The sequence below is a fragment of the Streptosporangium subroseum genome (assembly GCF_900188345.1).
Classification (GTDB): domain Bacteria; phylum Actinomycetota; class Actinomycetes; order Streptosporangiales; family Streptosporangiaceae; genus Streptosporangium; species Streptosporangium subroseum.
The window spans coordinates 21,767-45,519 of sequence record NZ_FZOD01000076.1 but is presented as its reverse complement, the minus strand read 5'-3'; the positions used below and the strand labels follow the sequence as shown (position 1 = coordinate 45,519).

At 68.6% G+C, this 23,753-nt stretch carries 25 protein-coding genes, 1 tRNA gene and 1 pseudogene; 14 read left to right on the top strand and 13 right to left on the bottom strand.

Translation table 11 applies throughout. The annotated features are described in order from the left end of the window. Both wrbA and CHC08_RS41500 read right to left on the bottom strand, forming a co-directional pair. The coding region (wrbA, locus tag CHC08_RS41505; protein ID WP_089212879.1) for an NAD(P)H:quinone oxidoreductase at positions 1–488 on the bottom strand (488 nt) is incomplete at its 3' end. 617 nt (positions 489–1,105) lie between these two features. Next, positions 1,106–1,179: transfer RNA gene (locus tag CHC08_RS41500), tRNA-Pro, on the bottom strand. A 114-nt stretch (positions 1,180–1,293) separates the two neighbouring features. On the opposite strand from CHC08_RS41500, the gene CHC08_RS41495 reads away from it, so the two are divergent. From CHC08_RS41495 to CHC08_RS41480, 4 genes are all read left to right on the top strand, one after another. Further along, a complete protein-coding gene (locus tag CHC08_RS41495) occupies positions 1,294–1,725 on the top strand; it encodes a hypothetical protein (protein WP_089212878.1) in 432 nt (143 codons plus the stop codon). A 226-nt stretch (positions 1,726–1,951) separates the two neighbouring features. Further along, positions 1,952–2,593: a hypothetical protein gene (locus CHC08_RS41490; protein WP_089212877.1), complete on the top strand. Its 642-nt coding sequence runs from the start codon at positions 1,952–1,954 to the stop codon at positions 2,591–2,593. 5 nt (positions 2,594–2,598) lie between these two features. Then, positions 2,599–3,339 (top strand): hypothetical protein, encoded by a 741-nt coding sequence (locus CHC08_RS41485; RefSeq protein ID WP_089212876.1) that lies wholly within the window; start codon positions 2,599–2,601, stop codon positions 3,337–3,339. A gap of 3 nt (positions 3,340–3,342) precedes the next feature. After that, positions 3,343–3,531 carry a hypothetical protein gene (locus CHC08_RS41480; protein ID WP_089212875.1) on the top strand — a complete coding sequence of 63 codons (189 nt, stop codon included), beginning with the start codon at positions 3,343–3,345 and terminating at the stop codon, positions 3,529–3,531. A 293-nt stretch (positions 3,532–3,824) separates the two neighbouring features. Here the strand turns inward: CHC08_RS41480 and CHC08_RS41475 are convergent, their stop codons facing one another. Further along, entirely contained in the window at positions 3,825–4,280 is a 456-nt protein-coding gene (locus tag CHC08_RS41475) for an ATP-binding protein (protein ID WP_089212874.1), read from the bottom strand. 179 nt (positions 4,281–4,459) lie between these two features. Continuing rightward, complete coding sequence (locus tag CHC08_RS41470; protein WP_089212873.1) at positions 4,460–5,236, bottom strand: SigB/SigF/SigG family RNA polymerase sigma factor; 777 nt, start codon at positions 5,234–5,236, stop codon at positions 4,460–4,462. Between the two features lie 192 nt (positions 5,237–5,428). On the opposite strand from CHC08_RS41470, the gene CHC08_RS41465 reads away from it, so the two are divergent. Then, positions 5,429–5,827: an STAS domain-containing protein gene (locus tag CHC08_RS41465; protein WP_089212872.1), complete on the top strand. Its 399-nt coding sequence runs from the start codon at positions 5,429–5,431 to the stop codon at positions 5,825–5,827. Between the two features lie 53 nt (positions 5,828–5,880). Here the strand turns inward: CHC08_RS41465 and CHC08_RS41460 are convergent, their stop codons facing one another. Further along, positions 5,881–6,600, bottom strand: a complete 720-nt coding sequence (locus CHC08_RS41460) for an ANTAR domain-containing response regulator (protein ID WP_089212871.1) — start codon at positions 6,598–6,600, stop codon at positions 5,881–5,883. A gap of 126 nt (positions 6,601–6,726) precedes the next feature. Between CHC08_RS41460 and CHC08_RS41455 the strand changes: the two genes are divergently transcribed. The 4 genes from CHC08_RS41455 to CHC08_RS41440 all read left to right on the top strand — a co-directional run bounded on the left by CHC08_RS41455 (position 6,727) and on the right by CHC08_RS41440 (position 11,771). Further along, a complete protein-coding gene (locus CHC08_RS41455) occupies positions 6,727–8,586 on the top strand; it encodes a SpoIIE family protein phosphatase (RefSeq protein WP_089212870.1) in 1,860 nt (619 codons plus the stop codon). Positions 8,587–8,651: 65 nt separating this feature from the next. Next, on the top strand, positions 8,652–9,536 hold the full coding sequence (locus CHC08_RS41450) for an MEDS domain-containing protein (RefSeq protein ID WP_179282511.1): 885 nt from the start codon (positions 8,652–8,654) through the stop codon (positions 9,534–9,536). Next, a complete protein-coding gene (locus CHC08_RS41445; RefSeq protein WP_089212868.1) occupies positions 9,533–10,495 on the top strand; it encodes a sensor histidine kinase in 963 nt (320 codons plus the stop codon). The genes CHC08_RS41450 and CHC08_RS41445 overlap by 4 nt, the downstream gene beginning before the upstream one ends. Positions 10,496–10,613: 118 nt before the next feature. Then, positions 10,614–11,771: a glycosyltransferase gene (locus CHC08_RS41440; protein ID WP_245878893.1), complete on the top strand. Its 1,158-nt coding sequence runs from the start codon at positions 10,614–10,616 to the stop codon at positions 11,769–11,771. Between the two features lie 263 nt (positions 11,772–12,034). On the opposite strand, the gene CHC08_RS41435 is transcribed toward CHC08_RS41440, so the two are convergent. The 3 genes from CHC08_RS41435 to CHC08_RS41425 all read right to left on the bottom strand — a co-directional run bounded on the left by CHC08_RS41435 (position 12,035) and on the right by CHC08_RS41425 (position 14,737). Next, positions 12,035–12,982: a hypothetical protein gene (locus CHC08_RS41435; protein WP_143653567.1), complete on the bottom strand. Its 948-nt coding sequence runs from the start codon at positions 12,980–12,982 to the stop codon at positions 12,035–12,037. After that, the gene (locus CHC08_RS41430) at positions 12,975–13,430 is read right to left on the bottom strand and encodes an RNA polymerase sigma factor (RefSeq protein ID WP_275937244.1); all 456 of its coding nucleotides are present in this window, start codon (positions 13,428–13,430) and stop codon (positions 12,975–12,977) included. The genes CHC08_RS41435 and CHC08_RS41430 overlap by 8 nt, the downstream gene beginning before the upstream one ends. 239 nt (positions 13,431–13,669) lie before the next feature. Continuing rightward, positions 13,670–14,737, bottom strand: a complete 1,068-nt coding sequence (locus CHC08_RS41425) for a PucR family transcriptional regulator (protein ID WP_245878892.1) — start codon at positions 14,735–14,737, stop codon at positions 13,670–13,672. Between the two features lie 94 nt (positions 14,738–14,831). Between CHC08_RS41425 and CHC08_RS41420 the strand changes: the two genes are divergently transcribed. Further along, positions 14,832–15,758 (top strand): proline dehydrogenase family protein, encoded by a 927-nt coding sequence (locus CHC08_RS41420; RefSeq protein ID WP_089212863.1) that lies wholly within the window; start codon positions 14,832–14,834, stop codon positions 15,756–15,758. Next, positions 15,758–17,383: an L-glutamate gamma-semialdehyde dehydrogenase gene (gene pruA / locus CHC08_RS41415; protein ID WP_089212862.1), complete on the top strand. Its 1,626-nt coding sequence runs from the start codon at positions 15,758–15,760 to the stop codon at positions 17,381–17,383. The genes CHC08_RS41420 and pruA overlap by 1 nt, the downstream gene beginning before the upstream one ends. Positions 17,384–17,730: 347 nt before the next feature. Here the strand turns inward: pruA and CHC08_RS41410 are convergent, their stop codons facing one another. Next, positions 17,731–18,753 (bottom strand): NADPH:quinone reductase, encoded by a 1,023-nt coding sequence (locus CHC08_RS41410; RefSeq protein ID WP_089212861.1) that lies wholly within the window; start codon positions 18,751–18,753, stop codon positions 17,731–17,733. A gap of 50 nt (positions 18,754–18,803) precedes the next feature. On the opposite strand from CHC08_RS41410, the pseudogene CHC08_RS41405 reads away from it, so the two are divergent. Further along, a pseudogene (locus CHC08_RS41405) lies at positions 18,804–19,067 on the top strand (type II toxin-antitoxin system Phd/YefM family antitoxin); the annotation flags it as partial. After that, a complete protein-coding gene (locus CHC08_RS41400) occupies positions 19,064–19,336 on the top strand; it encodes a type II toxin-antitoxin system RelE family toxin (RefSeq protein WP_089212859.1) in 273 nt (90 codons plus the stop codon). The pseudogene CHC08_RS41405 and the gene CHC08_RS41400, both read left to right, overlap by 4 nt. A gap of 256 nt (positions 19,337–19,592) precedes the next feature. On the opposite strand, the gene CHC08_RS52635 is transcribed toward CHC08_RS41400, so the two are convergent. Then, positions 19,593–19,724 carry a hypothetical protein gene (locus CHC08_RS52635; protein WP_275937243.1) on the bottom strand — a complete coding sequence of 44 codons (132 nt, stop codon included), beginning with the start codon at positions 19,722–19,724 and terminating at the stop codon, positions 19,593–19,595. Positions 19,725–19,804: 80 nt separating this feature from the next. Beyond that, positions 19,805–20,425: a TetR/AcrR family transcriptional regulator gene (locus CHC08_RS41390; protein WP_089212882.1), complete on the bottom strand. Its 621-nt coding sequence runs from the start codon at positions 20,423–20,425 to the stop codon at positions 19,805–19,807. A gap of 205 nt (positions 20,426–20,630) precedes the next feature. Between CHC08_RS41390 and CHC08_RS41385 the strand changes: the two genes are divergently transcribed. Next, positions 20,631–21,692, top strand: a complete 1,062-nt coding sequence (locus tag CHC08_RS41385; protein WP_089212857.1) for an alpha/beta fold hydrolase — start codon at positions 20,631–20,633, stop codon at positions 21,690–21,692. 157 nt (positions 21,693–21,849) lie between these two features. On the opposite strand, the gene CHC08_RS41380 is transcribed toward CHC08_RS41385, so the two are convergent. Beyond that, entirely contained in the window at positions 21,850–22,788 is a 939-nt protein-coding gene (locus CHC08_RS41380; protein WP_089212856.1) for a succinylglutamate desuccinylase/aspartoacylase family protein, read from the bottom strand. Beyond that, complete coding sequence (locus CHC08_RS41375; RefSeq protein ID WP_089212855.1) at positions 22,785–23,642, bottom strand: alpha/beta fold hydrolase; 858 nt, start codon at positions 23,640–23,642, stop codon at positions 22,785–22,787. Before CHC08_RS41375 ends, CHC08_RS41380 begins: the two co-directional genes overlap by 4 nt. Positions 23,643–23,753: the final 111 nt, after the last annotated feature.

The window sequence follows — 23,753 nt, the reverse complement described above, 5'->3', positions numbered from 1 at the left end:
CCCATCTGGAACTGGATCGGGTCGCCGTAGCCGGGCGGGACGATGATCGATCCCCAGTGGTAGAAGGTGTTGTTCAGCGCGACGATCGTCGTCTCCTGCCCGCCGTGCGACGTGGCGCTGGCAGCGAACGACGAGACGATCTTGTCGACCAGCTTGCCCTGCGCCCACAGGCCGCCGGCGGTGTCGATGAACTGCTTGAGCTGCGCCGACGGCAGCCCGAAGCGGGTAGGCGTACCAAAAATGATCGCGTCGGCCCACTCCAGGTCGGCCAGGGACGCCTCCACGATGTGCTGCGTGGCGCCGACGTGGTCACTCCAGCCCCGGTTGGTGGCGATGGCCTCGGCGGGGGCCAGCTCGCGCACCTTGCGCAGCCGGACCTCGGCGCCCGCCTTCTCCGCGGCGGTGGCGGCGGCCTTGGCGAGCTCGAAGACGGTTCCCGTCGCCGAGTAATAGACGACGGCTACCCGGACATTCTCATTCAGGGACATGGCTGATCTCTCTCGTTTCCGGTCTGGACCAAAAAGAGAACCTATGCCGGGCCATCGGAGCGCACATCGGTCATCGCATCGGTCATCGCATCGGTCGGCGTCGGCTCTCAGCGACCGAGCGCCGCCAAGCGAACGCAGCAGGCGGGCCGGTCACTCACTCCGCGTCGCGTGGTGGTAGTCCGCGGCCAGTCGAGGGCGTAGCGCCGCGGCCAGCAGCAGGTCATCCGTCGAACTCGCATAGACAACAGGCGCGGTGGGGGTCGCACGTTGGGTCGGCCCACCGGGGAGTGAGCTTGTGCCGCCCCGGCGGGCACCATCGTTGTGGCGGTTCGGCCGCTGCGGCGGCCTCGTAGTCGGCAGAACCACTGCAGCCCAGATTGCTGCGCGCAGCTGCGCAGGTCGTACCAGCCGAGATTCGCTCGAAGATCGCGACGTGGGGGCCGCTCACTGCATTTGAGGACGGCGAAGTACGTCGCGGGAGCGGAAGCCTCCGCCGATCCCCCGTGGAATCCTTGACCCGCGGTCAAAGGGCGCCGGCCGCGCCGGAGCCAGACGATCGTGGTCCCCAAATGCAGTCAGGGCTGACCCGATTCCTCGGATCAGCCCTCCGACATGCGTCGGGACGACAGGATTTGAACCTGCGACCCCTTGACCCCCAGTCAAGTGCGCTACCAAGCTGCGCTACGTCCCGGTCTGTCCTGCGCCCTATCGGGCTGGACGTCACTAACCTTAGCGCAGATCGGAGGGACCTGTGCACGCCACAACGTCCGCCGAAACATGCGATCAGGCGAAGGGGCTGGGAGACGTGGGGCGTAAGGCACTGATCGACCCGGAGGAGCTGCGACGACTGGCGGAGCGAGGATTGACGAACGCGGAGCTGGCCGCGCGGTTCGGAGTGAGCGAGTCCGGGATCTTGCAGGCGAAACGGGCCGCGGGGCTCTCCAAACCGATGCTCGACCACTCCCGGGCGATCCCGTGGAAGCTGAACCGCGCGCACAACCAGTCTGGTCCCGCGACGAACCTGCGCAATCTGTCGTCCGTCGCGCAGGGGCGTGCGATCTCCGCCGAGAAGCTCAACACGGCGCTGCGCTGGGCCGGCCGGCTGGTCTCCGGCGAGCTGGACATCGCCTACGAGCCCGAGCGGGGGTTCTTCGAGATTCCCGCCTCCCCCGACGGGTCGCTTGTCGCGACGGTCCTGGCCGAGGCCCGGAGAGCGTTGGAGCCCGCCCAGGACTAGGCACGGACGGTCATCACAGGGCTTGGGACCCGCCCACGGGTCGCGACCCGTGGGCATCGAACGCCGGGTAAAGAAGAATCTAAAAAAGCATTCGTTCCTTGATAAGGACCGACAAAAGGCGACATGCGGTTTGCCTAGCGAAAAATCACGGACGTGGATAGGCGGTTTCGAGCCCTGACCCTGGGGCAGCGCACGGAAACAACCGCTTACACAACCGGAGGCAGACATGTCCACCGTGATCTGGGTGGCCGTCGTCGTGGCCGCGGTGGTGGCGATCATCGCAGTCGGCTATTTCGTACTGCAGCAACAACGCCGGCACCGACTTCGCGACCGATTCGGCCCCGAGTACGAACGTACCGTGCAGGAGCGTGACACCCGGCGAGAGGCCGAGCAGGAGCTCGCCGCCCGTGAGCAGCGTGTCAACTCGCTCGACATCCGCCCGCTCGACTCCGAAACGCGCGAGGCCTATGCCAAGAAGTGGATGGAGGTCCAGGAGCGCTTCGTGGACGCCCCGGGCTTTGCGGTGACCGAAGCCGACCAGCTCGTGACCTCCGTGATGGCTGAGCGAGGTTACCCGACCGAGGACTTCGAGCAGCGGCTCTCCGACCTTTCGGTCGTGCACGGCCGCACCCTCGGCCACTACCGGCAGGCCCATGAGATCAGCAGTCGCGCCGCCCATCAGGAGGCTTCCACCGAGGAGCTCAGGCAGGCCATGGTGCACTACCGCGCCCTGTTCGAGGAGCTGCTCGCGGACTCCGGGGGCGCCGTCACCGGTGACCAGTCCCCCAGGCACGCCGCCGACGCCGATCACCAGGAACCCATCAACGACGACGAGCGAGCTGCCCGCCGCGATGCGCAAGGACGGTAACCAAAATGAACGATCGAATTGGACGAGACAACGATCACCTTCTTAACAAGCAGGACGAGGACGATCTGAACGTGCCGTCGCAGCGCACCGACGTGACCCCTGGATTCGAGGAGCACCACGGTGACACCCTCCCGAATCGGACAAGTGATCTGGACGACCGACGCGACGATCTGGGTGACGACCGCTCGGGCGACAGCCTCGTGGCCGGTCGCGTGGACGACCCTCGCCCGGGGCACGACGACCTGGGTGACAAGCTGGACGACGACCTGAACGACGGCAGGCCCGGCGACGTGCTCGACCAGGAGCCGCCGGTGATCGACTCCACACGCCACGACGACGGGCTCGACGACAGCGCCCCGGCGGTCATCGCCGACCCGCCCGGTGACGGGCTCGACCAGGACGTGACCGTCATCGATTCCGACCGGCAGGGCTCGGCGCCCGCCGCGTACCAGCCCGCCGCGAGCACCTCCCTGTTCGATCACGACCCGGACGAGGTGCGGAGGCGCTGGCAGGAGGTTCAGGCGGGTTTCGTGGACGATCCCCGCGACTCGGTGGAGCGGGCGGACTCCCTGCTCGACGAGATCACGACCTCGCTGCGAACCGCGCTGGAGACCCGGACCGCCGAACTCCAGGGCCGCTGGAAGAACAGCGACCAGAACGACACCGAAGAACTCCGCACCGCTCTGCGTGACTATCGGGCGATGCTGGAGCAGCTCCTGACCACTTCTTCTGCTGGGACAAGGTGACCCATGCTCGCAATCGCTGCAGCAATCGTATTCGGCCTCGGCCTTTTACTTGATCTGATCGGCACCAGCATCGCCGGCATCAGCGGCACCACCTTCCTGCTCCTCGGCCTGCTTCTCCTCGCGCTGCACCAGGCCGGGATCGGTACGGCCGGCGCCACGCGGAGCGGGAACTGGCGCCGTACCCGGCGCTGATCGGCCGCACCAACGACATACCAAGAACGACCCCATGAAAAGGGGCGCCATCCACCCGGACGGCGCTCCTTTCACGGTCGGTCACCCCAGGGGTGAGACGTATCCAAAAGGGCCTGTTCGCACGAGAAGGAGCGCCGTCCACCCGGACGGCGCTCCTTTTGTGGTCGGTCACCCCAGGGGTGGGACGTATCCAGAAGGGCGTATTCGCATAAGAAAGGAGTGCCATCCACCCGGATGGCACTCCTTCTCATGGTCGGTCACCTCATGGGTGAGGCGTATTCAGAAGAGCCCGTTCAGACCTTGAAGAACATCGTGATGAACGTGCCGGACGCACCGGTCTCGAAGGTGATGTCCGAGCTGACCATCCGGGCCACCCACAGCCCCATGCCACTGGTCGCGTGGGGAGCGGGCGGCGTCTCGCCGGGAGCGGGGCCGGGATCCCACCGGCCCTCGTCGTGGATCTCCACCGCGAGGGTCCGTCCGACGTTCCACATCCGCAGCACGGCCTTGGCGGTGGGATGACCGTGCGTGACCGCGTTGGTGGCCACCTCGTTCACCGCGACCAGGAAGTCGGCCAGATCCTCCTCCGGCATCCCCCCGCGCACAGCCCGTGCGGCGGCGAAATCGCGCACGTCAGGCAGGTCGGGGAGGAAGAAGGCGAGCTCGGCGACGGCGGTTCCGGCGAGGGAGGATCGGGAACGATCGGCGCTCGGCAAGAAGCGAGCCGGACGAGCACCGTCCTCGTTCACCCGAAATCCGCCTCCCCTGGTCCATCGCGGCGTTGTCCTCAACATCTGGGGATCATTTCAACGCACCCTATGTCACGTCGCAGTCACGTCGCATGGTCACAGTCATGTCGTACCGTCTCGCATCGTCTCAGTCACGTCGTATCGTCGCCGACTGAGGTGCCCGATGGCGAGCGGTGTAATCAGCATTCGGCGACCAGTTCCTCACGGAGCTGGTCGAGCACCTTCCGCAGGATACGAGAGACGTGCATCTGCGAGATACCGAACTCCGCCGCGATCTCGGCCTGGGTAAGGTTGCCGAAGAAGCGCAGGAGGAGGATGTTCTTCTCCCGCGTCGGCAGCTTGTCGATCAGCGGCTTGACCGCCTCGCGGTCCACGAGCACATCCAGCGCGTCGTCCTCGTCGGGGATGACGTCTCCCAGTGCCCCCGCGTCGTCGTCGGCGCCCATCGGGGCGTCGAGCGAGAGGGCGCTGTACGCGGCCGAGGCGTCGAGGGTGAGCAGGACGTCCTCTTCGGTGATGTTCATCTTCACGGCGAGCTCGGCGACCGTCGGGGCGCGGCCGAGATCCTGGCTGAGGTCGGCGACCAGCCGGTTCAGCTCGGCCCTGCGCTCCTGGTAGACGCGGGGAACGCGGATGGCCCAGGTGCGGTCGCGGAAGTGTCGCTTGACCTCACCGGTCATGGTGACCACGGCGTAACCGCGGAAGGCGTGTCCGAGGGTCGGGTCGAAGCCGTTGATGGCCTTCATGAGCCCGACGTAGGCGGCCTGGAGGAGGTCCTCCAGCGGCTCGCCACGGTAGCGGTAGCGGCGGGCGATCTCCATGGCGAGCGGGCGGTGCATTTCAACGATGCGCTCACGCAGACGCTCGGCGCGGTATTCGGAGACCTCAGGCAGGACCATCTCGGCGAGGAGGTCCTCGGCGGTCATGTCGGTGATTTCGAGTGCCTGAACAGACATTGCTGCTCCCTGGTATTACTGTCGGGCGAAACCGACCCACGGAGCAATTCCGGGCAGACGGCATCGCCTCGACCACTTTTCGAGGCGAGGCCCTCTGCTGGACCTCTGCTTCGAGTATTCCCCGGATTCCCGGAGTATTACTCGCACTCAGGTAACAGTAGGGTTGCTAATCGAACGGCGAGGAGGCTCTGAGTGACGGTGTCGGAGAACGGCGAGAGATCGGCAGCCCTGACTCTGACGTCGGTGCGGGTCGGCGGGATCAACGTGGTCCGGGTGATCGGTCTGCTGGATGCGACGACCAGGGATCAGTTTGCCGACTACCTGGCGGCCGAGACAGGCGAGCACGGCCCTGACATGGCCCTGGACCTGGGCGGGGTGACCTTCATGGACTCCCGGGCGCTCGGGCTCATCGTCCACCACTGGCAGCTCAGCACCACCGCCAAGGCCAAGTTCGCCCTCATCGGGGTGGAGTACGCCAAGACCAAGGTGATGTGGATCACTGGTCTGGCCCAGCGTCTGCCCCTCTACGACACGATCGACGACGCGCTCGCCGCGTTCGACCAGCCGGACCAGCCCGACCGGCTTGGCTGAGCCGACCGGCCCGGCCGGAGGCTCGACCCGTCCGGCCGGGGGCTCCTCGCTCCTCAGGCCTCTTTTTTCGTCTCCTGGTTGCGCTGGTGTTCATCGACCAGCAGCCGGGCCAGGTCGGCCACCTTCACCTGGTGATGCTGGGAGATCCTGCGCAGCTCGTCGAAGGCCGCTTCGGCCGAGCATCCGCTGGATTTCATGATGATGCCCTTGGCCTGGTCGATGATCGCCCGGCCGGCCAGCGCCTCCTGCATCTGGGCGGCGTCGGTCCGGACCTCGTCGTAGTCCCACATGTTGGCCAGCACCACGTTCACCTGCTCGGCCAGCATGTCGGCCAGCGGGGGGACGTTCCTGGCCGCGAAGACGCCGGGGCGCACGCCGTACAGTCCCAGGACCAGGACGGCGCGCTCGACGGTGATCGGCATGGCCAGGACCGAGCGGACACCGCAGCGGACCGCCATACCGACGTAGTCTGGCCAGCGGGGCTCGTGGAGCACGTCCTGGACGATCACGGGGCGACCCGTGGCGCGGGCCTCGGCCGACGGACCTTCGCCGAGTTCGCCCTCGCTGTTGACGAGCACGATGAGTTCGCTGTGCGAGGCTGAGACGACCATCCGCTCCTCGCGCCAGAGTTCGGCGGAACCACCGGCACAACCGGGCACACCGCTCGCAAGGGTGACGGTGAGCCCGCGCAGCACGCTCTCGCTCGAGGTTTCCTCGCTGACCCTGCCCAGGGCCGCGAGGTCACGGGCAAGAACGGGAGTGACCATATCCATATCGCGAGATCCCTTCCCGGTTTCGCTAGCTTAATCACTATCTGACCGCGCATCGATTTGATCCACCGGGTGGCGTACCGTCTACGACGGGACCAGCCCCATCCCGGCCGCCGACGAGGACGAGCATTGACCGACATCATTGGCCTTCAGGCCCTGGAACAAGCGCTGACGGCGCTCACCACCAGGGTCTCCTCCCTGCGGGAGGCCAAATCCGCCTACCCCGCAGACCCCCGGTCCACACTTGACGCGGCGCTCGCCGAGCTCGACACCGCCCGCGAACTGCTGGAGGCGTCCCTGCGCGAGCTGCGCAAGACGCCCAAGCGGTCCGGTGAGCGAGAGAGCGGATCACAGAGAGAGCTCAAACTACTACGGCAGGTGTTCCGCACCTTCCCGGTCCCCGTGGTGGTGCTGGACGGTTCGGGGGTGGTCCGGCGGATCAGCGCTGAAACCTCCCAGATGCTGGGCAGCCCGGCGGGCTACCTGATCGGCCGCTCGTTCCCGCTGTTCGTCGACGTCTCCCGGCGGGCGGCGTTCCGCTCGCATCTGACGGCGGTTCAGCAGGGCGGGCAGACCGCGACATTCCAGACCCGGCTGGCCCACCAGGGCCGTGCGCACACGGTGCAGCTGGCCATCACCCGGCTGACGATGCCGGGTGAGCCGCAGGAGATGATCGCGATCATGATCCTCCCTCTGGAGGCTCAGGTCGCGGGGACGTCCCCCGGACCGGTCGACCGGTCGGACGCCGCGCTGGTCCTCGCCTCCGCCCGGCGGCAGGAGCTGCTGTCCAGGATGACCCGCCTGCTGCTCGACGAGGAGAGTCTGCGTCAGCCGGTGACCGTCACCAGGGCCGCGCGGCTGCTGGCCGCCGAGTCCGCCGACTGGGTGATCGCCGACGTGGTCCGCGACGGCGTGCCCAGGCGGGCCTGCGCGCTCGGCCCGAGCGACAAACCGGTGACCCAGCTCGTCCGCCTGATCGAGGGGATGAACCCGCTGACCGCACCGGCCATCGCCAACGTGCTGACCGGCGGTTCGGGCGTGGTGCACGAGATGCTGGAGGAGGACACGCTGCTCGGCGATGTCCCCGGCGGGCCGCCGCTGCTGCGCGTCATGGGCGCGGCCTCGGTGCTGATCGTGCCGATCGGCGGCGAGAGCGGCGTCCTCGGCGCTCTCACGCTGGTACGGCTGCGCGACCGCGAGCCGTTCTCCCTCGCCGACCTGGGCCTGATGGAGGAGATCGGCGTCCATCTCGGGCTCGCCCTGCGCGCCCGGCGCAGCTTCCAGACCCGCTCCCAGGCCGCCGACGCGCTGCGCACCAGCGTGGTGCCCCGGAGCCTGCCGAACATCCCCGGGTTCGAGGCGGCGGCGATCTATCACGCGGGCTCCAGCCCGGTCGGCGCCGAGTTCTACGACGTCTTCCCCGTCCAGGACGGCTGGGGTTTCGCCCTCGGGGGCGCCGCGGGCAAGGGCGAGGAGGCCGCGTCTGTCAGCGCCATGGTGCGTAACGGGCTGCGCGTGCTCAGCGTCTGGGAGTCCGATCCGGGCGAGGCGCTCCGCAAGCTGAACCAGGCACTGATCGCCCAGCGCAACGGCATGTTCGTGATGGCCGTGGCGGGGTTCGTGCGGTCACGCAAGATCAGGCTGGCCAGCGCGGGGCACCATCCCGCCGCGCTGCTGCAGCCCGACGGCGGGGTACGGTTCACCGCCGGAGGCGGCGTGCCGCTGGGCATCGCGCCCGAGGCCGAGATGTTCGACGAGGAGCTCACGCTGACCTCCGGCCAGACCCTGGTCTTCTACTCCGACGGGCTGGTGGCCTCGCAGAACGAGCTGGGCGAGTCATACGGTGAGAGCCGGCTCGCCGACGTGCTGGCGCGATGTGTGACGCAGTCTCCGGCGGCGGTGGTCAAGACGCTGGAGGAGGACCGGCACGCGTTCTCCGGCGGACGGGTATGGGACGAGATCGTGATACTCGCCCTACGTGTCGTGTAACTTGGCGTAGCTTAGTGGTCTCGCCGCGCGACGAGCGCTCGTGTCCAGCAGTGCGGAGACGAAGGATGACATCACCCGAGGACGATGATCAGCGCTCTCCCGGTTGGATCCGGCCGGGAGAGCATCTCTGTCTCACCTTCGACGACGACGAGGAGCGCGAGCCGGTGCTCGCCGCGTTCGTCTCCGACGGGCTGGCGCGGGGGGATCAGGTCATCTACCACACCGACATGACCCACCCGGCGGTTCTGATCGGGCTGCTCCGGGGCTGGGGCGTGGATCCGGATCCTTTCCTGGCCCGGGGCCAGTTGCGGATCGACGGCGCGGAGGAGACCTACTTCAGCGGCGGGTGTTTCGATCCCGATCTGGCGGTCGAGTCCCTGGCCAAGGCCGCCGCCGGCGCGTTGCGCCAGGGTTACCGGGCGCTGCGCGTCACCGGTGAGATGAGCTGCGCCCTGCGCTCCGGCCCGGAACGGCTCGCCGAGTACGAATCCCGGATAAAGCCAATCCTGGACACCGGCACGGCGATGGCGGTGTGCCAGTACGACCGGCGCCTGTTCGCCCCAGAGCAGCTCCCCCGCCTGCGGGGAATCCACGACCGTGAGGTGAGCATGGGCCTGCGCTTCGACGGCGGGCTCCTCAAGATCAGGCCCATGGTCAACCCCCACGGATTGAGGGTCGAGGGCGAGGTGGACGCCGCCACCCTGCCGGTGTTCACGACGGCGCTGCAGGAGGCCGCGCGGCGGATGTCCGGCGACATCCACGTGGATGTCGGCAAACTGGCCTTCGTCGACCTCGCCGGGCTCCGGGCGATCATCGACCTGGCCGCCGGGCTCGAGGCGCCGAGGTCCCTGCGCCTGTCGCCGGAGTCCTCGCACGTCCACCAACTGATCAAGATGATCGGCTGGGACACGACGCCCGGCCTGCGCCTGAGCGGGGACGACCTGACATGACCTCAATACACCAGGCGGCGGTCTACGACTCCGACCGCCGGTTCCTGGCGGTCGCGCTGCCGTTCATCCAGGATGGGCTGGCCAAGGGCGACCCGGTGATGGTCGCGACCACCTCGGCCAACCTGGAACTTCTCGGAGACGCCCTCGGCAGGGACGGCCGCCTGATCGACTACGCCGAGAGCGGCTTTCTCGGCCGCCGGACGGTGGAGCGCGCCACGGCGTTCCACCGCTACTGGCAGCGGCGCGCCCCGGAGGCTCCGCACGGCGGGCATGTGCGGATCATCGCCGAGCCCGTGTGGACCGGGCGGGCGGCCGGCGAGGTCCGGGCCTGGCAGCGCATGGAGGCGGGCCTCAACCTGCTGCTGCGTGGCACCAACGTCTGGATGCTCTGCCCCTACGACGAGAGGGTCCTGGACCCGGAGGTGATGAGGTCCGCCCGGCGTACCCACCCCGCGATGTCGGCGGACGGTTACACGGCGCTGGGCTGCTCCGAGTACATCGATCCCGTGGAGTTCATCCGCGAGTGCGACTCCGTCCTGCCCCTCGAACCGCCGGAGGACGCGGCCGCCGTCCACGCGGACACCCTGCACTCCCTGCGGGCGTTCATCATCGGGCAGGCGTCCTTCCTCGGGCTGAGCCCCGACCGGGCGACTTTGCTCGCCGTCGTCGTCAACGAGATCGCCGCCCTGCTGGAGGTGCCCGTCACGGTCCGGCTCTGGGAACGGCTGGGCGCGATCACCTGCCACGTCCACCGCGAGGGCGGACGCGTCGCCGACCCGGTCGCCGGCTTCCTTCCCCCGGGACCCCCTGGCGCCACAGCCAAGCCCGGCGACGGACTCTGGATCGCCAGGCAGCTCTGCGACCGCCTTGACATCCATCATGACCTGGGCGGATGCACGATTCAGCTGCACGTGCCGAGCGCCCGGGCCGAAGAGCTGAGGCAGAGCAGGAAGTATTGAGGTTTGCCTTCGGCGCGGATCCGGGTATGGTTTGAGTCATACAGACGTGTGCCTAAGACGCAGGCACCCCTGAAGGAATCACAGGCTTTTTATGCCTATCTCCTCCCAGAGGTGTGCCGTGAACATTGCATTCGTTTCTTCCGAGGCTCTCTCCTCCACCCAGGACCAGTCCGACCTCGCCGCCCAGCGCGCCCACCTTCTGTCCATCGCCCGCGAATTGGGCCGGGACCACAAGGTGACCATCTACACCCGCAGAAACTCCGACGCCGGCAAGGCTCGGGTCCGGGTGTCCCAGGGCGTCACGCTGGAGAACCTGTCGGCCGGTCCCGCCCAGGACCTGCCCGAGGACGGCATGCTGCCCTACCTGTCCGACCTCGGCGAGCAGCTCATGCACCGCTGGGGGCAGGACCGTCCCGACGTCATCCACGCGCACTCCTGGACCGGTGGTCTGGCCGCCATCGCCGGCGCCAATGGCCTCGACGTGCCGTTCACCCAGACCTTCAGCACCGAGAACTCCCACGACGTCAAGAAGGTCCGGCTGCAGCGCGCGATCGGCCTCCGGGCCAGCGCGGTCATCGCCGGGTGCGGAGACGAGGAGTCCTCGCTGATCCGGCTGGGCGTGCCGCGCCGCAACATCTCCGTGATCCCCTGCGGCGTCGACATCGAGCGCTTCCGGCGCCAGGGCCCGGCCGCGGCACGCGGCACCCGGCCCCGGCTGCTGCACGTCGGGCCGCTGACCCAGGACAAGGGCGTCTACACCGCGGTTCGCGCGCTGGAGGGCATCCCCGAGGCCGAGCTGCTCATCGCCGGTGGGCCCGCCCACACGAACCTGGCGCAGGACGCCGACGCGCACCGGATCATGCTGCTGGCCAAGGAGATCGGGGTGGAGGACCGGGTGACCCTGCTCGGGCACATCCCGCACGCCTCGGTGGCCAAGCTGATGCGCAGCGCCGACGTGGTCCTCTCGCTGCCGCGCGAGGCCCCCGCCGGTGTCGTCGCCCTGGAGGCCATGGCGTGCGGCGTGCCGATCATCGCCTCGGCGGTGGGCGCCCACCTCGACTCCGTCGTGGACGGGGTGACCGGCCTGCTGATCCCGGCCGACCGTCCGGCGCAGGCCTCCCGCCTCACCCGCGAGCTGCTCGCCGACCCGACCCGGCGCACCGCCATCGGTTTCGCCGGCGCCGACCGCGCCCGGTCCCGTTACTCGTGGGAGCGGATCAGCCAGGAGCTCGTCCAGGTCTACGAGAACGCCCTCGCCACCGCCGTCCAGCACTGATCTGCGGCAGCCGACCAGGCCGAAGGAGCGGGGTCCCCAGGGTGGGGACCCCGCTCCTCTCATGTGGTCTCCGAGTCTCATGTGGCCTCCGGACCCTCGGGTCTCGGCCTGTCGTCGAGGAAGCCGTCAGCAAGTACGCGTGGTGTCAGTCCACGTAAAGGTGCTTGAGGTGCTTGAGGTGCTGAGCGTCGGAGTCCTTGACGGTCAGGACGGCCGGCTCCCGCGGAACCGCAAGCCGTCGATCAGGCCGATGGGGCCCGCTTCTAGGGCCGTTCGAGGTCGTAGGTGACGTCCGCTACGCGGACCGTCTGGACCAGCGGATCCTCGATGACCTTCCGCAGTTTCCCGATCGTGGCCAGCGAGTCCACGTAGGCGTAGGCCAGGCCGTCGTTCGCGGCCTTTCGCAGGCGGGCCAGGCTCAGATCGAAGTCGTGCAGGTTGTCGTCGTCGTAGTCCTTGAGGATGCCCACCCAGCGGCGGAAGTTCGAGAGATCCAGCTTGATCGCCTCACCGGGCTCGATCTCATGGTCCTCTCCGGTCTTGATTGCCGGCATCGGGGCTCGGTCCCACATCGTCATCCCTCCCCATGTGATGGGGATCGACCTGGGACGCCGTTCATATACCACTTTTTCGGCATATGACTTGTATTTGGCGGTGAAGGCGGTTAGCTCCTCGGTGGTGAGCGGCTTGACGAACTCGACCACCGCCAGCGCGTTGAGCTCCTCCGGGAGCCTGGCCAGGACCTTGCGGCTGTCCTGCTTGGGCTGGTTGCCGGTGCTCACGTTGACGAGCGCCCTGCTCAGGGTGGTGTTGGCGCCGTTGCCGAGCGGCTGCCGGCCGACATGGCCGAAGAAGTCCTGGGTGATGACGTGCTCCGCGCCTCCGTAGCCGGCGACGAACCCGCCGATGGCCCGCATCGGGTTTACGGCCACGGTGAACGACATCGACAGCGGCGTGGTGGCGCCCCAGTCTCGGACTTCGATGTTGTAACCGGGGTTGTAGATCTTGAAGGCGGTGCCGAGCACACTCGTCATGCGCTCTTCCCGATCACCGCGCCGCTGGATCAGGCTGGAGCCGACCGTCGCCACCAGGGCAAGGACGACCAGCGCCGCCAGCACCATGATCGCGGTACGGGTGAGACCCCGCCGGACCGCCCGGCGGGTCGCCCTGGGGTCGAAGTCGGGCATGGGCGGCAGTTCATCTTCAGTCATGGGGAACTCCGTAGATGTCGGCGAAGGCTGCTCTGGCCCGCCACACGGCGGTCTTGATCGTGGCGTGCTTCCTCCCGGTCATCGCGGCCACCTCGACCAGCGAGAAGCCCTCGAGATAGACCAGGGTGAGCAGCCTGCGGTGCTGCTCGGGCAGCCGATCCAGGACGTCGCGCACGTCCAGCGACTCGACGTGCAGCGCGGGCACACCAAGCTCGTCGGAGTCGGGCAGGGCCAGCTCACGGCGGTGGCGCCGGACGTGGTCGACCAGAACATTGCGGGCGATGGTGAGCAGCCACGCGGCCGCGTTCTCGCCGCGCCAGCCAAGCAGCGCCCTGGTCGCTTTGACGAACGTCTCCTGGGCCAGGTCCTCGGCGAGGTGGGGATCGCGGGTGCGGCGTAACAGGAACCCGCACACGAGCGCCCAGTGCTCGCGGTAAAGCTCCTCGATGATGATGCCCTCCGCGTTCTTGCGATTGTCACAACAGACCAGACGCGATCCGGGCGGGAATGGTCACACGGCTTCCCGGTTGATGTCCTGAATGCACGACTGCGCAGCTGATCCAGGGCCGACGCCGCCAGGGCGGCGATCGCCTGCCCGAAGCTGGGCGCGCAAAGGCGACGATCACTCGTACGGCCTTCGATCTCAGGTCTCGTGAGGCCTCCGGCCCCTCAGGCGGCTCCCGGCCGTCACAGCAGGCGGGCCGCCTTCAGGCCGAGGTGGATCAGCAGCCGGTCCTCACCGTCGGCGAGATCGCGGCCGGTGAGCCGCTCGGCCTTGCCCAGCCGGTAGTAGAGCGTCTGGCGGTGCACCCCGAGCGCGGACGCGGTCTCCTGGACGTGGCCGGCACGGTCGAGGTAGCCCTCCACCGTCCTGGCGAGCTCCGGATCCTCCGCCAGGTGGCCGATCTCGCCTGCCAGCTCCCGCAGCTCGGCCTCGGGCAGCCGGACGAGCAGCCGGTAGACGCCGAGGTCGGACCAGGCGGCGACGGGCGCGAGCTCGGGCACCCGATCGGCCACTCTGAGCGCCTGTACGGCCTCCCGCCAGCTCCGCCAGGCCTGCGCGGGCTCGGGGCGGGCGCCGCCGACCCCGGCGGCCGTGCCGTACATGGCCTGGATCCGGCAGGCCAGCTCCCAGTCCTGGCCCGCCGGGACGAGCAGCGCGACCAGCGACTCGTCCTGGGTGGTGAGCGCGGAGTCGGCGAGCACGCCGCGCGGGAGCGTCCAGAGCGCGGCGACCCGGTCCGGTGAGCTCCGGACGGCGATCGCCGCCACCGGGCCGCGCACATCCAGCTCCGACAGCGCCCAGGAGCGCTCCTCGGCGTCGGTCGAGAACAGCTCTCGGAGGTTCCTGCCCAGGTCCTGACGGCGATGGACCTCCTGGGCGAGGACCGCGGCCACCCGGGCGACCGGGCCGGCCACGGAGGCGAGCGCGGCGTTGCCGAGCGTGCCGTCGTCCAGCAGCCAGAGATAGCCGTACGTCACATCGTGATGACGCAGCGGCACGCACACCCGGGCGAGCACCCCGAGATCGGCGTCGGCGGGGATCCGGACGGGGCCGCGGGCGGTCGCGATGCCGTACCCCTCGAAGTAGGCCCGCACCTCCTCCGTCGCGCGGCGCCGGAGGATGGACTCCTGCCGCACCATGTCGATGTCGCCGCTCTGCGCGGCGTAGGCCAGGAGCTGGAACGAGCGGTCTTCCAGGGTGGCGGAGGCACCGAGCCTGGCGGCGATCTCGTCGACGGTCTCCTGCAACACCCCACCATTGTCATACATATGTATGAACACTCTTCACACCGGTCGTGACAGATGCACATAATGGATATTTGAGCTGGGGTTTTAGGGTGGGGACATGCTTGGTTCCCTTCTTCTCGCCGGATCCCGGCTGCCGCTGGTCCGGCGCGCGGTGTCCGGCGTCCCGCTGACACGCAAGGTCGTCGACCGCTTCGTCGCGGGCGAGGCGACCCAGGACGCGGTCGGGGCGGTCCACCGCCTGACCGACGCCGGTCTCACCGTCACCATCGACCATCTGGGCGAGGAGACGCGTGACGCCAAGGCCGCCGCGCAGAAGGCCGGGGCCTACGTCGAGTTGCTCGACGCGCTGCGCGAGCTGAATCTCGGCGACCGCGCCGAGGTGTCGGTGAAGCTCTCGGCGGTCGGCCAGGCTCTCGGAGCGGACGGCGACAAGATCGCTCTGGAGAACGCCCGCCAGATCGGTGAGGCCGCCCGCGCCGCCGGGGCGAACGTGACCCTCGACATGGAGGACCACACCACGGTCGACTCCACGCTGGGCATCCTGCGGGCGCTGCGCGAGGACTTTCCCTCCACCGGCGTCGCCATCCAGGCCTACCTGTTCCGCAGCGAGGCCGACTGCCGTGACCTGTCGCGGCGCGGTTCCCGGGTCCGCCTGGTCAAGGGCGCCTACGCCGAGCCCGCCTCGGTCGCCCACCAGAACAAGAACGAGGTCGACAAGGCCTACGTCCGCTGCCTGCGCATCCTCATGGCGGGCGAGGGCTACCCCATGGTGGGGACGCACGACGACCGGTTGATCTCGATCACCGAGACCCTCGCCGACCGTTTCGGGCGCTCCCTGGGCGACTACGAGTACCAGATGCTCTACGGCATCCGCACCGACAAGCAGCAGGCCCTGGCGGGTGCCGGTCACACGGTGCGCGTCTACATCCCCTACGGCGACGACTGGTACGGCTACTTCATGCGCCGCCTCGCCGAGCGCCCCGCGAACATCGCCTTCTTTCTTCGTGCCCTTGGAGGCAAGTGATGGATGCCAACTTCACCGTTCCCAGCCCGGTCAACGAGCCGGTGCTCGGCTACGCCCCCGGCAGCGCGGAGCGCACCGCGCTCGAGAACCGCGTCAAGGAACTGACCGGCGCCCAGCTCGACCTGACCATGACGATCGGCGGCGAGCAGCGGATGGGCGGCGGCGCCTCGATCGACGTCGTCCAGCCGCACAACCACGCCTCCGTGCTCGGCCGTACGGCTGACGCCACCGCCGACGACGTGCGGGCCGCGATCGACGCGGCGCTGAAGGCCGCGCCCGCGTGGCGCGCGCTGTCGTTCGACGAGCGGGCCGCCATCTTCCTGCGGGCCGCCGACCTGCTGGCCGGGCCGTACCGGCAGACGCTGAACGGCGCCACCATCCTGGGCCAGTCCAAGTCCGCGCAGCAGGCGGAGATCGACGCCGCCTGCGAGCTGATCGACTTCCTGCGCTTCAACGTGGACTACGCGCGCCGGCTCTACGACAACCAGCCGGTGTCCGGGGCCGGCGTGTGGAACCGGATGGAGTACCGGCCGCTGGAGGGCTTCGTCCTGGCGATCACGCCGTTCAACTTCACCGCCATCGCCGGGAACCTGCCCTCGTCGGCGGCCCTGATGGGCAACGTCGTCGTCTGGAAGCCCTCCCCCACCCAGCAGTTCGCCGCGCACTTCACCATGCGGCTGCTGGAGGAGGCCGGGCTCCCCGCGGGCGTCATCAACATGGTGACCGGCAACGGCTCGGCCGTCTCCGAGGTCGCGATGACCCACCCGGAGCTGGCGGGCATCCACTTCACGGGCTCCACCGCGACCTTCCAGCACCTGTGGTCGACGGTCGGCGCGAACATCGGCTCGTACAAGTCCTATCCGCGCCTGGTCGGCGAGACCGGCGGCAAGGACTTCGTGCTGGCCCACCCCTCCGCCGACCCCGCGGTGCTGACCACCGCGCTGATCCGCGGCGCGTTCGAGTACCAGGGCCAGAAGTGCTCGGCCGCCTCGCGCGCCTACGTGCCGCGCTCGATCTGGTCGCTGATCCGCGACGAGCTCGTCGGCACCGCCGAGTCGCTGACCGTCGGCGACGTGGCCGCGGACCTGTCCACCTTCATGGGCGCGGTCATCGACGACCGGGCGTTCGCCAAGCACAAGGTGGCGATCGACCGGGCCCGCTCGCTCGACTCGATCAACGTGCTGACCGGCTCCTACGACGACTCCGTCGGCTACTTCGTGAAGCCGACCATCCTGGAGTCGTCCGACCCGACGGACGAGATCTTCGCCAAGGAGTACTTCGGGCCGATCCTCGGCGTGCACGTCTACGACGACGCGGACTTCGACGCGGTGATGGACCAGATGGAGAACGTCTCCCAGTACGCGCTGACCGGATCGATCATCGCCCGGGACCGCGGCGCGATCGCCTCGGCGTCGGAGCGGCTGCGCTTCGCGGCGGGCAACTTCTACATCAACGACAAGCCCACCGGCGCGGTCGTCGGCCAGCAGCCCTTCGGCGGCGCCCGCGCCTCGGGCACCAACGACAAGGCCGGCTCGATCTTCAACCTGATCCGGTGGGTGAACGCCCGGACGATCAAGGAGACGTTCGTCCCGGCGACCGACCACCGCTACCCGCACATGGGCTGACATCCCGCGGTCCAGCTGGCAGCAGCCCGGTCTCAAGAGCCTCGGCTATTCCGAATAGGCCGTGAAATGGGTGACGCCCAGGTCGCGAATGCGAAACCCGGGCGTCACCCATTTCACGGCATTTCCCGTTACAACCAGGGCATCGACCCGACCCATGCCGTGCCGCCGTCCGCCCCGCTCGTCCGAACTGCCGCTGGGCTCGCTGGGCCTGCGGCGTGGCGCTGCTGCGGGTGCCATTGACAAACGGTGTCACCAGCCCTGAACGAGGGTCGACGGTCCAGTGATCTCGGTAGGTGGCTGCACGGCCTCCATGCGGCGGGCTCCAGCAGCGTGCCGCCGGAACGGGTTCAGGGCGAGGGGGTGACGTCGATGAGGATCTTGCCCACGGCATCGTTTTCTACTGCGGCGTGGGCTTCACCGGTGCGTTCGATGGGGAATCGGTGCAGGGGCAGGCCCGCGTCTTCACCCACGCGCAGGGCGCCGTCGGCGATCGCCGCGCAGACACCGGCGATCGCGTCGTCCTTGGCCGTCTCGGGAATGGTGTAGACGAAGATGCCCTGCCAGCGCACGTTCGCCCTCATGGCCACCCAGATCGGGAACGTGAAGTCGAGTCCGCCGTTGATGTCGTAGAAGGCGATGACGGCATTCGGGGCGGCCACCGCATGGTCAAGGGCGGCGTTCACGGCGGGTGCGACCTCCACGATGATGTCCACGCCATGGGGCGCGATCTCCCGGATCACGACGGCGGCATCGTCAGTGCGGTAGTTCACGACATGGTGGGCACCGGCGGCTTCGGCCAGTTCTGCCTTGCGGGGCCCGCTCACCGTGGTGATCACACGCGCTCCAGCCCACCGGGCGAGTTGGATCGCGGCGTTACCGACCGCTCCGGCACCGCCCGCGACCAGCACGGTCTTCCCGACCAGTACGCCGGGCGCGAGCCGGCCGGGGCCGCCCTCCGAGACGGTCAGCGCCCGGTGCGCGGTGAGTGCCCGGATGCCCAGCGCCGCGCCGAGGTCGAACGACGCCCGATCGGGCAGCGCGACGGCCTGCCGCTCCGGCAGGACCACGTACTCCTGGGCGGTGCCGTCGGCCCGCCGCCATGCTGCCTCCCACATCCACACCCGCTCACCGACCCGTGCCGCATCCACTCCGGGGCCGACCGCGTCGATGACCCCCGCACCGTCCTGGTTGGGGACCTGTTCGGAGATGCCTTCGCTCACGCCGCCCGCGCGCATCTTCCAGTCCGTCGGATTGACCCCGGACACATGAACCTGCACTCGAACCTCGCCCGGCCCGGGGTCGGGTACCGGCCGTTCAGTCAGGGTGAGGACTTCGGGGCCACCCGCATCGCTGTACACAATCGCCTTCATGCAGATATGAAGCCACATCGTCCGACACTTGATTCCCACCGCTCAGCGAAGCGAAGGACCGGCTGACCGAGTTGGCCGACCGGGCTGCTCGCGAGCACGATCACTTCACGCTCACCCGGAACGGGCGGCCTCATGCCGTCATCGTGTCCGTGGCCGAGTGGGAGTCCCCGCAGGAGACGCTGGAACTCCTCGCTGACCCTGAAATGCGGGCCGACCTGGTCGAGGCCGCTGCCGCCGAGGCAAGCGGCGACGTGACCACCGAGGAGGAGATGGCCGCCATCATGGCGGCCCGCCTCGGCAAGGCGAGCGCGTGAGCGACCGATACACCGTCCTCCTGGATCCGCCTGCCCGCCGCGCGCTCGCCTCGGGCCTGCCCGAGACCGTGGCGGCCGCTGCCTGGGAGTTGATCACCGGTGCCGTCGCACGCGAGCCGTGGCGTGTCGGCAAACCCCTCCAAGAGCCGTATGAGGGACTGCATGTCGCCCGACGTGGAACGTATCGCGTGGTCCACCGCATCGACGAGGACAAGCACACCGTGACGATCCAGACGATCAAACACCGCCGAGACGCCTACCACCCATAACAGCTGATGGGCCGCACTCGTCGTGCGGTGACCACCGTCCCGGCGACCGACCACCGCTACCCGCACATGGGCTGACCTTCGCAGGGAGGTCAGGACCGGTCCGGCCTGAGGAAGCTCGGCCGTTCCGGGCAACTCGCGACAGATGGCGACGCCCGGGTCTCGCATTCGAGACCCGGGCGTCGCATCGTGCAAGTGTGAGACCTGGTCGGCCACAGCAGATCGGCGAACCCCTCTTGCGGAGGGGGCTAGAGACGATCTACATCAGCGGGGGCGGATAGCGGTGGATCTCCGCCCGGTGCCCTGTTGATCCGGCGAACTTGGCGTCATCGGTGAGCAGGGGCACCCTCAGCAGTTTGCAGTCTTGAGAAGTGGAGTCGAGCGACGTCATCGTCCAGGACCAACGATCGCCCCTCAACCCCAGGCCGACCCCCGGCCCCAACGCCATCGTCGCTCGCGAGCGCGATCACTTCACGGTCGGCGGGACTCGCCGGGAAAAGCGCGGAGGGCGATGTCGACCACCTCGGCCAGCTCCTGGCGGGTGGCGCCGGCGGCGGCGTGGACGGAGAGCCCCTCCGACACGGTCATGATGTAGCGGGCGAGCCCGTCGGGGTCGTTCTCGGGGGCCAGGTCGCCTTCCTGGATCGCGCGGCGGAGGCGGTCGCGCATCGCGAGCTCTCCGCCCTTGCGCGCGCGGGCCAGCGCCGCGCTCACATCGGCGTTCTCAACGCCACAGGACAGGCCGCTCTGGATGGAGAAGCATCCGGGCGGACGATCCGGCGCCGTCACCGCCTTGATGTTTCCGTCCAGAAAGGTCTCGACGACCTCCCTGGCGGTGGGAGCGGCCAGGGCGTCACGGACATAGGCCATGTCAATCGTCGCGTACCGGGCGAGCGCCTTGTCGAACAGCTCGCGCTTGTTGCCGAAGGCGGCGTACATGCTGGTCCTGTTGATGCCCATGGCCGCGGTGAGATCGCTGAGCGAGGCGCCCTCGTAGCCCTGGCGCCAGAACACCTCCACCGCTCGATCCAGCGCCTGGTCGGCGTCGAAGCCACGAGGACGTCCGATGGTGGATTGCCTGACGGTGCTCATGCCGCCCATCGTAGCCAATTCAAACCGATCGATACATAAGTCGTCCCACTTGTGCTAGCGTCCATTTCGGTACCGATCGATACGGAAGAGATCGACCGAACAAGCATGCGTATTGGGCCTGTTGCGGCTTCAGAGCGACTCTGAGGCGGGCACTGCCGCTGCCGTCAACGTGGCATCCAATGTCCTTCAGAAAGGTTTTTCCGTCATGAACCACAACGGTGAAGAGTTCAGCGAGCCCGAAAACGCCGGGAAGGTCAGCCGGCGATGGCTGCTCAGGACGGCGACGGTCGGCGCCGCGGCTGTGCCGCTCCTTGCCGGAGGTACGTCGCAGGCGGCCACCCGGTCGGCGCCTGGGAAGGGTGCCACGGCCGCCACCCGCCTGCCGGGCCTGCCGAAGGACTTCTGGAAGACGTTCACCAGCCGATACGTCGACGTCGACAAAATGCGGCTCCACGCGGTGACCGGCGGAGACGGCCCTCCCATTCTGTTCATCGGCGGATGGCCCCAGACCTGGTACGCCTGGCGGCACGTGATGCCCGCCTTCGCGCGGGACTTCAGCATCGTCGCGATCGACTCACGCGGCGTGGGCCTGTCGTCCAAACCCGCTTCGGGCTATGACTCGCGCACCCTCGCAGGCGACGCGGTGAAGCTCATGAAGGCCCTGGGACACGATCGCTTCGCCCTGGTGACCCACGATGTGGGGTCATGGACGGGTTACGCGCTCGCCTCGGACCACCCACAATCCGTGGAGCGGTACGTGGCGATGGAGACGATCACTCCCGGGCTCACCGAACCCGGGGCCCTGTTCCTGCCGGGACAGCTGAACAGCCTGCTGTGGCACTTCCCGTTCAACCGCCTCGAGGGCATCAACGAGCAGCTGGTGCGGGGCCGGGAGGACATCTACTTCAGATACCAGTTCGCCACCAAGGGCACGACTCCCACCTCGATGCCGGCCACGGCCGTTCAGGTGTACGTCGACGCGCTCACGTCGAGCCCCCAGGCGCTGCGGAGCAGCTTCGAGTTCTACCGGGCGATCGATGAGATCATCGCCCAGAACACCGAGCGCAGGAAGACCAAGCTCAAGATGCCGGTCCTGACCATCGCGGGCGAGATCGCCGTCGGCACCGGCATGGAAACGGAGATGCGAGCCGTCGCCGAGAACGTGCGCAGCGTGCTCATCCCGAAGGCCGGCCACTTCCTGATGGACGAGAATCCCACGCAGGTGATCGACGCCCTCAAGCCCTTCCTCGCTCCCTACCGAGGCTGACCGGTCGTCCCCGGCCTCTCACCCAGGAGGCGGTCGCGGACAGATCCGAAGGCATTCCCCGGGGACGGTCGTCCGGCGACGCGCCGGTCAGGGCCTCGGTGAACGACCGCACGCTCTGCGGGCGCAACCGGGCGACCGTCCCGTAGAGGAACGTGCGCTAGCGCGGCCCGCTGTGGGGTGCGCGGGCGAGGCCGAGCAGCAGGCCGTCGGCGGACACGGCGGGGCTGGTCGTCAGGAACAGCGGTGTGCCGGCCTCGGGCGCGCGCACCTCGGCGAACACGTCGCCCCACACATCGCTCATGGTTCCGAGCAGCCCACCGGCCGGCACCGATTCCCCCGTCGTCACAGCGGGCTGCCACCAGCCGGCCCGGTCGGTGCGCAGCCAGTGCCATCCCTCATGCCGGTGAGCGTCGCGCACCGGCCACGGATCACCGTCGAGCACACCGACGGACCTGGCGATGTTGCCCAGCCCGGCCAGGTGCGTGTCGATCGCGGACCGGTCGAGCAGGCCGTTCTGACCGGCCTCCGCGATGATCGCCGGGATGCCGATGTCCGCCGCGGCGGCGCAGGTGCTGCCCGCCACCGTCCGTGCCACCGCGGCCTGCCGGACGATGTGCCCGGCGCCGTAGGCCACGGCGAGATCGAGCGACGCCGCCTCGACCGGGGACTCCTCGAAGATCGTGAACGGCTCGAGCGCCTCGGGTATGTCACCGGCGTGCAGATCGACCACGTAGTCGGCGCCGGCGACAAACGAGGTGAACAGGTGGTGGGCGAGCACCTCGGAGAAGGTGCCGTCCGGATCACCGGGAAAGCTCCGGTTCAGGTTCTTGCCGTCGGCGGGGACGATGAACGGGGTTCTGGCCCAGAATCCCGGCACGTTCGCCACCGGAACGGCGACGATCCGGCCCGAGACGGCGCCGTCATCGAGATTCCGTACGAACTCGCGGACGGCCGCGATCGAGGCGTACTCCGCTCCGTGCACGCCCGCGAGCACCGTGAGCTGTGGCCCGTCCCCGCGACCGCGAATGTCGAAATACGGTATGTCGAGTCCGTCCGGACCGAGCTCAGGGACGCTCAGCGTCCGCCGCGTGATCATCGCGCGACGGTCCCGAGTTCCGGCAGCGCCTCGGCGAGGAAGTCGCGCATCGTCTGCTGGAACAGCTCGGCCTCCTCGAACTGCGGGGAGTGGCCGGACTTCTCGAAGATGACCAGCTTCGAGTTCGGGATCAGCGACGCGATCGTCTCCGCCGACGACACCGGGGTGATCCAGTCGACGCGGCCCACGGTGACCAGGGTCGGGCAGGTGATCGAGGGGAGCTGCGGCTTGACGTCATAGATCGGCGCGTTGTGCTGGAAGCACCAGTTGTGCGCCTCGTGGCGGTAGATGCCGGCCTCCACCCGCGCAGCGGCCGCCACCGGGTCGTATTCGAAGTCGTACAGCGGGATCAGCTCGGCCCAGCAGGCCTTCAGGTCGGCGTCGTCGCGGATGTTGCCGCTCCAGTAGCGGTCGTAGTTCTCCCAGTTGAGTTTCACCCGGGTCTGCGTGCGCGCGCTCTCGATGGCGGAGGTCAGGTTCTCGCGGTCCGGTGAGGTGTCCCGCAGGATCATCGCGCTCACCCGGTCGGGATAGGCGATGGCGTATTCCATGGCGATGAACCCGCCGTAGGAGCCGCCCGTGACCACGATCTTCTCCGCGCCGGCCCACTCGCGCAGCCCGTCGACGTCCGCGGCCCACTGGGCGTGCGAGTAGGGCGGCGCGGCCTCGCTCAGGCCACAGCCGCGCGCGTCGAAAACGATGACGCGGAACAGGTCGGCGAGCGGGCCGAACGTCGACTTCGGCTCGGCGAGGGAGCCGATGCCTCCGCCGCCGTGGTGGGCGATCAGCACCGGCGCGCCCTCGTCGCCGAGGACCTCGACGTTGAGCTGAGCTCCATTGATCTCTACGAACATGTGCACTCCTCATTCAGGTGAAGCATGCGGGGGACGGAGGGCCGTGAGACATACGGGGGATGGGGGGGTGTGCGAGTGTCCGACAGGCCTCAGGGTCGGAGGGACCTCTCA

Excerpts from the sequence above, each read along its gene's own strand:
- CHC08_RS41480 (WP_089212875.1), top strand. The coding sequence starts at position 3,343 with ATGCTCGCAATCGCTGCAGCAATCGTATTCGGCCTCGGCCTTTTACTT.
- CHC08_RS41460 (WP_089212871.1), bottom strand. The coding sequence starts at position 6,600 with ATGGATATGGTCACTCCCGTTCTTGCCCGTGACCTCGCGGCCCTGGGC.
- CHC08_RS41450 (WP_179282511.1), top strand. The coding sequence starts at position 8,652 with ATGACATCACCCGAGGACGATGATCAGCGCTCTCCCGGTTGGATCCGG.
- CHC08_RS41385 (WP_089212857.1), top strand. The coding sequence starts at position 20,631 with ATGAACCACAACGGTGAAGAGTTCAGCGAGCCCGAAAACGCCGGGAAG.
- CHC08_RS41490 (WP_089212877.1), top strand. The coding sequence starts at position 1,952 with ATGTCCACCGTGATCTGGGTGGCCGTCGTCGTGGCCGCGGTGGTGGCG.
- CHC08_RS41420 (WP_089212863.1), top strand. The coding sequence starts at position 14,832 with ATGCTTGGTTCCCTTCTTCTCGCCGGATCCCGGCTGCCGCTGGTCCGG.
- CHC08_RS41470 (WP_089212873.1), bottom strand. The coding sequence starts at position 5,236 with ATGTCTGTTCAGGCACTCGAAATCACCGACATGACCGCCGAGGACCTC.
- CHC08_RS52635 (WP_275937243.1), bottom strand. The coding sequence starts at position 19,724 with ATGACGTCGCTCGACTCCACTTCTCAAGACTGCAAACTGCTGAGGGTG.
- CHC08_RS41380 (WP_089212856.1), bottom strand. The coding sequence starts at position 22,788 with ATGATCACGCGGCGGACGCTGAGCGTCCCTGAGCTCGGTCCGGACGGA.
- CHC08_RS41410 (WP_089212861.1), bottom strand. The coding sequence starts at position 18,753 with ATGAAGGCGATTGTGTACAGCGATGCGGGTGGCCCCGAAGTCCTCACC.
- CHC08_RS41390 (WP_089212882.1), bottom strand. The coding sequence starts at position 20,425 with ATGAGCACCGTCAGGCAATCCACCATCGGACGTCCTCGTGGCTTCGAC.
- CHC08_RS41445 (WP_089212868.1), top strand. The coding sequence starts at position 9,533 with ATGACCTCAATACACCAGGCGGCGGTCTACGACTCCGACCGCCGGTTC.
- CHC08_RS41435 (WP_143653567.1), bottom strand. The coding sequence starts at position 12,982 with ATGACTGAAGATGAACTGCCGCCCATGCCCGACTTCGACCCCAGGGCG.
- CHC08_RS41375 (WP_089212855.1), bottom strand. The coding sequence starts at position 23,642 with ATGTTCGTAGAGATCAATGGAGCTCAGCTCAACGTCGAGGTCCTCGGC.
- CHC08_RS41485 (WP_089212876.1), top strand. The coding sequence starts at position 2,599 with ATGAACGATCGAATTGGACGAGACAACGATCACCTTCTTAACAAGCAG.
- pruA (WP_089212862.1), top strand. The coding sequence starts at position 15,758 with ATGGATGCCAACTTCACCGTTCCCAGCCCGGTCAACGAGCCGGTGCTC.